Annotated in this window: 8 protein-coding genes; 5 read left to right on the top strand and 3 right to left on the bottom strand. The window is 64.0% G+C overall.

Features of this window, described 5'->3' with window-relative positions:
• Window positions 1-3: 3 nt before the first annotated feature.
• Window positions 4-1,422: a circularly permuted type 2 ATP-grasp protein gene (locus AC0L30_RS36215; RefSeq protein WP_007602500.1), complete on the bottom strand. Its 1,419-nt coding sequence runs from the start codon at window positions 1,420-1,422 to the stop codon at window positions 4-6.
• 277 nt (window positions 1,423-1,699) lie between these two features.
• Between AC0L30_RS36215 and AC0L30_RS36220 the strand changes: the two genes are divergently transcribed.
• The 3 genes from AC0L30_RS36220 to AC0L30_RS36230 all read left to right on the top strand — a co-directional run bounded on the left by AC0L30_RS36220 (window position 1,700) and on the right by AC0L30_RS36230 (window position 3,723).
• On the top strand, window positions 1,700-2,437 hold the full coding sequence (locus AC0L30_RS36220) for a competence/damage-inducible protein A (RefSeq protein WP_007602502.1): 738 nt from the start codon (window positions 1,700-1,702) through the stop codon (window positions 2,435-2,437).
• A gap of 33 nt (window positions 2,438-2,470) precedes the next feature.
• Entirely contained in the window at window positions 2,471-2,998 is a 528-nt protein-coding gene (gpt, locus tag AC0L30_RS36225) for a xanthine phosphoribosyltransferase (protein WP_354158998.1), read from the top strand.
• A 107-nt stretch (window positions 2,999-3,105) separates the two neighbouring features.
• A complete protein-coding gene (locus tag AC0L30_RS36230) occupies window positions 3,106-3,723 on the top strand; it encodes a hypothetical protein (protein ID WP_007602506.1) in 618 nt (205 codons plus the stop codon).
• Here the strand turns inward: AC0L30_RS36230 and AC0L30_RS36235 are convergent.
• Window positions 3,720-3,983, bottom strand: coding sequence for a hypothetical protein (locus AC0L30_RS36235; RefSeq protein WP_245286113.1), 264 nt, complete (start codon window positions 3,981-3,983; stop codon window positions 3,720-3,722). The genes AC0L30_RS36230 and AC0L30_RS36235 overlap by 4 nt on opposite strands.
• Window positions 3,952-4,974, bottom strand: coding sequence for a methionine synthase (locus tag AC0L30_RS36240; RefSeq protein ID WP_007602507.1), 1,023 nt, complete (start codon window positions 4,972-4,974; stop codon window positions 3,952-3,954). The genes AC0L30_RS36235 and AC0L30_RS36240 overlap by 32 nt, the downstream gene beginning before the upstream one ends.
• 110 nt (window positions 4,975-5,084) lie before the next feature.
• Here AC0L30_RS36240 and AC0L30_RS36245 point away from each other — a divergent pair, with 110 nt between their 5' ends.
• The gene (locus AC0L30_RS36245; RefSeq protein WP_354158990.1) at window positions 5,085-5,693 is read left to right on the top strand and encodes a 2-hydroxychromene-2-carboxylate isomerase; all 609 of its coding nucleotides are present in this window, start codon (window positions 5,085-5,087) and stop codon (window positions 5,691-5,693) included.
• The gene (locus AC0L30_RS36250) at window positions 5,693-6,670 is read left to right on the top strand and encodes an NADPH:quinone oxidoreductase family protein (protein ID WP_354158988.1); all 978 of its coding nucleotides are present in this window, start codon (window positions 5,693-5,695) and stop codon (window positions 6,668-6,670) included. Before AC0L30_RS36245 ends, AC0L30_RS36250 begins: the two co-directional genes overlap by 1 nt.
• Window positions 6,671-6,749: the final 79 nt, after the last annotated feature.

The raw sequence follows: 6,749 nt of genomic DNA on the forward strand, positions 1-6,749 counted from the left end.
TCTCTACTCGTCCAGGATCCAGGTATCTTTGGTGCCGCCGCCCTGGCTCGAATTCACCACCAGGGAGCCTTCCTTCAGGGCAACGCGTGTCAACCCGCCGGGCACGATCGTGGTGCTCTTGCTGCCGGTGAGCACGAACGGTCGCAGGTCCACGTGGCGCGGCGCAAGGCCGGATGCCGTGCAGGTCGGGCAGGTCGAGAGCGCCAGCGTCGGCTGCGCGATGAAGCCTTCGGGCTCGCGCTTGAGCTTTTCGCGGAAGGCTTCAATCGTCGCCTTGGTCGCGGCAGGTCCGATCAGCATGCCGTAGCCGCCGGAGCCGTGCACCTCCTTCACGACGAGTTCGTTCAAATTGTCCAGCACATAGGCGAGATCCTTCGGCTCGCGGCAGCGCCAGGTCTGCACGTTCTTCAGAATCGGCTCCTCGCCGAGATAGAATTTCACGATCTCCGGCATGTAGGAGTAGATCGCCTTGTCGTCGGCGATGCCGGTGCCGACGGCGTTGGCGAGCGTGATGTTGCCGGCCGCGTAGGCCGACATCAGCCCGGGCACGCCGAGCGCCGAGTCGGGGCGGAATGTGAGGGGGTCGAGGTAGTCGTCGTCGACGCGGCGGTAGATCACGTCAACACGCTTCACCCCTTCCGTCGTGCGCATGAACACTTCGTTGTTCTTGACGATGAGGTCGCGGCCCTCGACGAGTTCGATGCCGAGCTTGTCGGCGAGGAAGGAGTGCTCGTAATAGGCCGAGTTGTAGACGCCTGGCGTGAGGAGCGCGACGGTCGGCTCGCCGGAGGCGCTTTGCGGCGCCACCGAGCGCAAGGCGGACAGCAGCTCGTCCGGATAGCGTTCGACCGGCGCCACCCTGTGACGGGCGAACAGATCCGGAAACAGCCGCATCATGATCTCGCGGTTTTCCAGCATGTAGGACACGCCCGAAGGCGTGCGCGCATTGTCCTCCAGCACGATGAAGTCCTCGGCATCGACCCTGATGATATCGATGCCGGCGATGTGCACGTAGACGTCGTGCGGCACCTGCTGGCCATTCATCTCGGGACGGAACACCGGGTTCTGGAAGATCAGATCGGCGGGCACGATCTCGGCGCGCAGGATATCGCGGCCGTGATAGATGTCGCGCAGGAACATGTTGAGCGCGCGCACGCGCTGCTTCAGGCCCTTCTCCAGCAGCGACCATTCCTTGCCGGACATGATCCGCGGGATCACGTCGAAGGGGATCAGGCGCTCCGTGGATTCGGAGTCCCCGTAGACCGCGAAGGTAATGCCGATGCGGCGGAAGAGGAGCTCGGCCTCCTGGCGCCGATATTCGAGCGCCTCGGGAGGCGTCTCCTTGAGCCAGCGCGCCAGCTCCTGATAGGCGGGGCGAAGGTCCCCACCGGGAATGTTCATTTCATCAAACGCGACTGCCATAGATCCCGACTTGTCTCCGCAAGGCGTTGCGCCATTCGACAGGCCGCCAGGCCTTGGTGAAGACCGCAACGTCCTGGCCATGCGGCTAGAGTGCATGACTTTCATGCGGTAGCAAGGGCCGGGCCAGCGCGATAAGCATCGGGAGAGGACATTTGCCGGGGATGGCCGGCGGCTTGCCTGAAAAAATGGCTGAGGACTGCTTATTTCGGCAGCAAAACCGCGTGACTTCAACGCGTTACCTCGGCAAAGTCGCGCCGATAGGTGAGGGACTTGAGGTATGAGCGAGATCGTCACGGCGGGTATTCTGGTCATTGGGGACGAAATCCTGTCCGGCCGGACTAAGGACAAGAACATCGGCTTCATCGCCGAATACCTGACCAATATCGGCATCGACCTGAAGGAGGTCCGGGTCGTCTCCGACGACGAGCCCGACATCATTGCGGCGTTGGATGCATTGCGGCATCGCTACACCTATGTCTTCACCACAGGTGGCATCGGGCCGACCCATGACGACATCACCGCCGACAGCGTCGCCAAGGCGTTCGGCGTCGGCATCGACCATCACCCGGAGGTGGTCGCCCGTTTCCGCGAGCGCTGGAGCGAGCAGGACCTCAACGAGGCCCGCCTGCGCATGGCCCGGATTCCTGATGGTGCCGAGTTGATCCAGAGCGCGACCATCCTCGCCCCCGGCTTCAAGATCGGCAATGTCATCGTGATGGCGGGCGTGCCCTCGATCATGCAGGCGATGATGGACATTGTCTCGCCCAAGCTGAAATCGGGCGTGCGCATGCTCTCCGAATCGGTCCGCGCCAATGCGCGGGAAGGCGACATCGGCGGCCCGCTGCGGGCGATTGCCGCCGAACATCCCGACACCATCATCGGCAGCTATCCCTTCACGGATGAAGAGCAGAAGCCCAACACCAATCTGGTGGTGCGCTCGCGCGATGCGGACAAGTTGGCGGCGGCGATGGCCGCGGTGAAGGCAATGCTGGCGGGATTGAATATCACCCGCTAACAACCAAGCTGCCGGCAGACGAAGGAGACGACAATGGCTGGTGAAGCACCGGAACTAAGTCCGCAAGAACGGGCGGGCCGCCCCTTTCCGGTCTCGTGGGACCAGTTCCACCGGGATTGCCGGGCGCTGACCTGGCGGCTCAACGAGGTTGGTCCGTTTCATGCGGTGATCGCGATCACCCGGGGCGGGCTTGTGCCAGCTGCGATCGTGGCCCGCGAGCTCGGCGTGCGCGTGATCGATACGGTCTGCATCGCCAGCTACGACCACGACAAACAGGGCGACCTCAAAGTGCTGAAGGGCATCTCCGAAGACGTGATGAAGCTCGGCGGCGGCACCGGCAAGGGGCTCCTGATCGTCGACGACCTCGTCGATACCGGCAAGACCGGCAAGCTGGTGCGCGCGATGCTGCCCGATGCGCATTTCGCCACCGTCTACGCCAAGCCGAAGGGGCGTCCGCTGGTCGATACCTTCATCACCGAAGTCTCGCAGGACACCTGGATATTCTTCCCCTGGGACACCGCGCTGTCCTACCACCCGCCGCTTCGCGACGGGGCGGCGTGAGTATCACCGTCATTGCGAGCGCAGCGAAGCAATCCAGAAATGTGTCCGCGGAAATAGTCTGGATTGCTTCGTCGCTTCGCTCCTCGCAATGACGGGCAGAAGCGACCATGCCCCTGCAAAACCGCGTCACGCCGACCGGCGAGATCATTGCCACGCCACATCGCGGCCTATTCACCGGTAACCGCGGCATCATCCATGATCCCGCGACCAAGACGCTGCTGAAAAAGCGCTGGTCGTCGCCGGCCTGGATCACCTGCCTATGTGAATTCCGCGGCTGGCGGCGGCCGGTGATGGCGCGGCGGAGTTGGACCGAACTGTTCTTCCTGGACGAGGCCACCGCCTTTGCCGCAGGCCACCGTCCCTGCTTCTTCTGCCGCCGTGACGATGCGAAGCGCTTTCGCAATGCATGGGAAGCAGGGAATGATGCAAGCGGCATCAGCGCCAAGGCGATGGATGCCGTACTGCATCGGGAACGACTCGAGCGCGGCAAGAAACGGCTGCATGCGCTGCCGAGGCCGCTCGCGGAATTACCGGACGGCGCGATGGTGCAGCAGGGGGATGACTGCTTCCTCGTCGCGCAGGGCAAAGCGCTGCTGTGGTCATTCGCGGGCTACGCCGCGTATCCGAGCGCCCTCGATCATCCGATGCTGTTGACGCCGCCTTCCACACTCCGCGCGATCAACTCCGGATATCAGCCTGTGCTGCATCCGACCGCGCGCCGCTAGCGCAGCGGATTGCCGTCTTCATCCACTGTCGTGCGCGCATCGCGCAGCGCCCATTCGCGGATCACTTGACGGCACCGGATCAGTTCGACTTCGTTGGCGGCGTTCGCCTCCCTCGATGCTCGCTCCACCATCGCCTTGCAGGTGAGGAGCACCGAGCGATCCTCACCGCGCGCCGGCAGTGCGATCGCCGCAAGCGTCGCAACAACGAAAGCGGATCGGACCACCGCCTTAACCCAGCTTCTCGCGTGCCAGCGCAGCACCGGCCCCAAGCGCCATCAGCTTGGCTTCGGCGATCTCGCGCCGCATCGGCGCCATGCCGCAATTGGTGGTGGCGATGATGTTGCTCTTGGGCACGAATTTCGACACCGCGTCGATCACCTGCACGACGTCATCGGCCGTCTCCACCGTGTCGCTGGCGACGTCGATCACGCCGGCCTGCACGATCTTGGTCTTGAGCAGGGCAAGCAGGTCGAGCGGCACTTTCGAGTTGCGGCACTCGATCGCGACCTGCTGGATCGGGCTGGCGTCGATCGCGGGAAAGATCTGCTCGTACTGCCGCCATTGCGCGCCGAGCGTTTCCTTCCAGTCGGTGTTGGCCTTGATGCCGTAGCCGTAGCAGATGTGAACGGCGGTGGCGCAGGTCAGGCCCTGCGCGGCGCGCTCCAGCGCCTTGATGCCCCAGTCGTTGACCTCGTCCATGTAGACGTTGAACGCGGGCTCGTCGAACTGCACGAGATCGACGCCATCGGCCTGCAGCGCCTTGGCTTCCTCGTTCAGGAGCTCGGCGAACGCAAAGGCCATCTTGACGCGGTCGCCATAGTAGCGATCGGCAATGGTGTCGATGATGGTCATCGGGCCGGGCAGGGTGAACTTGAGCTTCTTCCTCGTGTGCGCGCGGGCGACGCGCGCCTCGTCGGCGTGGACGCGGCTCTTCAGCCGGAGCGGGGCGACGACCTGCGGCACCATCGCCTTGTAGCGATCCTTGCGGATGCCCATCTCGACCTTGTGGGCGAAATCGATGCCCTCGATCTTCTCCAGGAAACCGTGGACGAAATGTTGCCGGGCCTGCTCGCCCTCGGTGACGATGTCGATCCCGGCATCCTCCTGGACCTTGACGGCAAGCATCGTCGCATCGCGCTTGGCGCGGACGAGCTCGTCGCCTTGCGACTTCCAGGGCGCCCAGAGCATGTTGGGTTCGGCGAGCCATTCCGGCTTCGGCAAGGAGCCGGCGATCGTGGTTGGAAACAGCATGGCGGCCCTCTCGGCGAGTTGTGATTGCGCCCCTTCCTGCCATGTCTTAACGTCGAGGTACAGAACAACAAAAGTCGCCTTGAAACCGGCGGCGTCGGACCGGAAACGCCATGATCGAATTCTTCTTCGACTGTTCCAGCCCCTGGACCTATCTCGCCTTCCACAACATCCAGCCGCTGGCCAGGGAGGTTGGCGCGGAGATCATCTGGCGGCCGATCCTGGTGGGCGGCATCTTCAATACGGTCAACCCAAGTGTCTATGCGCAACGTGAGACACCGGTGCCGCTGAAGGCGCGCTACATGAAAAAGGACCTTGCGGACTGGTCGCGCTCGGCCGGCCTGGCGATCAAGATGCCGCCGACGGTATTCCCGGTGAACAGCGTCAAAGCGATGCGCGGCTGCATCTGGCTCGGCAAAGACATGGTGCCGTTTGCGACGGCCGTGTTCGAGGCCTATTGGGGCGAGGACAAGGACATCTCGCAGGACGCAGTGCTCGCCGAGATCTGCAGGAAGGTCGGCGTCGATGAGCAGAAATTCTTCGCGGGCATTTCCGGGCAGGGAATCAAGGATCAGCTCAAGGCCAACACCGAAGAAGTCGTCGCCCGCGGCGGCTTTGGCTCGCCGACGATCTTCGTCGGCAAGACCGACATGTATTTCGGCAACGACCGCCTGCCGTTGATCCGCGAGGCACTGCTGCGCGGCAAGGCGAGCGCGGCCTGATGGTGCGGGCTGTCGTTTGCCGCGCGCTCGGCGCGCCCGAAAAATTGCAGCTTGAAGAGTTTCCGTCGCGCGCCCTGAAGCCGGGCGAAGTGCGCGTCGCGATCCGTGCGGCTGGGTTGAATTTTCCAGACGTGCTGATGGCGGCCGGCGAGTACCAGCTCAAGCCGGAGCTGCCGTTTACGCCGGGAATGGAGGCGGCCGGCGACGTGACCGAGGTCGGCGCAGAGGCGAGCGGCGTCGCCGTCGGCGACAAGGTCATCGTCAAGATGCGGCACGGCGCCTTCGCCGATGAAGCAGTGGTGATGCCGTCGCAGCTCACGCCGATGCCATCGACGTTCGACTATGCGGAAGCCGCGACCTATCTCGCCGGGCACGGCACCGCCTATCACGCGCTGATCGACCGCGGCCGGGTTGCGCCGGGCGAGGTGCTGCTGGTGCACGGCGCCGGCGGGGGCGTGGGCCTTGCTGCCGTCGAGATCGGCAAGATGCTGGGCGCGACCGTGATTGCGACGGCCTCCAGCGACGAAAAGCTTGCGATCGCCAAGGCGCGGGGCGCCGATCATCTCGTGCGCTACGACCGCGAGCCGTTTCGTGATGCCGTCAAACGTATCACCGACGGTCGAGGTGCCGACGTCGTGTTCGATCCCGTCGGCGGCGAAGTGTTCGAGAATTCGATGCGTTGCATCGCTTGGGGCGCACGGCTGCTGGTGATCGGCTTCACCGGCGGCATCGGCTCGGCGAAAACCAATCTCTTGCTGATCAAAGGCGCCAGCGTGCTCGGCGTGCGAGCGGGCGAAGCGGTACGCAAAAATCCCGCGCTCGGTGAGGTCAGGCTGAAGGCGCTGCTCCAATGGGCCGAGGAGGGCAAGCTGCGGCCCAACGTCTCGCACCGCCTGCCGCTGGAGGAGGTTGCGAAGGCGATGCGGTTGCTGATCGACCGCAAGGCGATCGGGCGCGTGGCGTTGGTGATGGAGTGACAGTGCCGTAGCAACCATTAAAGGCTAGGCGGCTTTTTCGATCCAGGGCGTGCCCCGTTGCACGACAGTATTGGCGTAG

It is taken from the genome of Bradyrhizobium sp. MI1.11, from assembly GCF_055811255.1.

Excerpts from the sequence above, each read along its gene's own strand:
- AC0L30_RS36230 (WP_007602506.1), top strand. The coding sequence starts at position 3,106 with ATGCCCCTGCAAAACCGCGTCACGCCGACCGGCGAGATCATTGCCACG.
- gpt (WP_354158998.1), top strand. The coding sequence starts at position 2,471 with ATGGCTGGTGAAGCACCGGAACTAAGTCCGCAAGAACGGGCGGGCCGC.
- AC0L30_RS36215 (WP_007602500.1), bottom strand. The coding sequence starts at position 1,422 with ATGGCAGTCGCGTTTGATGAAATGAACATTCCCGGTGGGGACCTTCGC.
- AC0L30_RS36245 (WP_354158990.1), top strand. The coding sequence starts at position 5,085 with ATGATCGAATTCTTCTTCGACTGTTCCAGCCCCTGGACCTATCTCGCC.
- AC0L30_RS36250 (WP_354158988.1), top strand. The coding sequence starts at position 5,693 with ATGGTGCGGGCTGTCGTTTGCCGCGCGCTCGGCGCGCCCGAAAAATTG.
- AC0L30_RS36240 (WP_007602507.1), bottom strand. The coding sequence starts at position 4,974 with ATGCTGTTTCCAACCACGATCGCCGGCTCCTTGCCGAAGCCGGAATGG.
- AC0L30_RS36220 (WP_007602502.1), top strand. The coding sequence starts at position 1,700 with ATGAGCGAGATCGTCACGGCGGGTATTCTGGTCATTGGGGACGAAATC.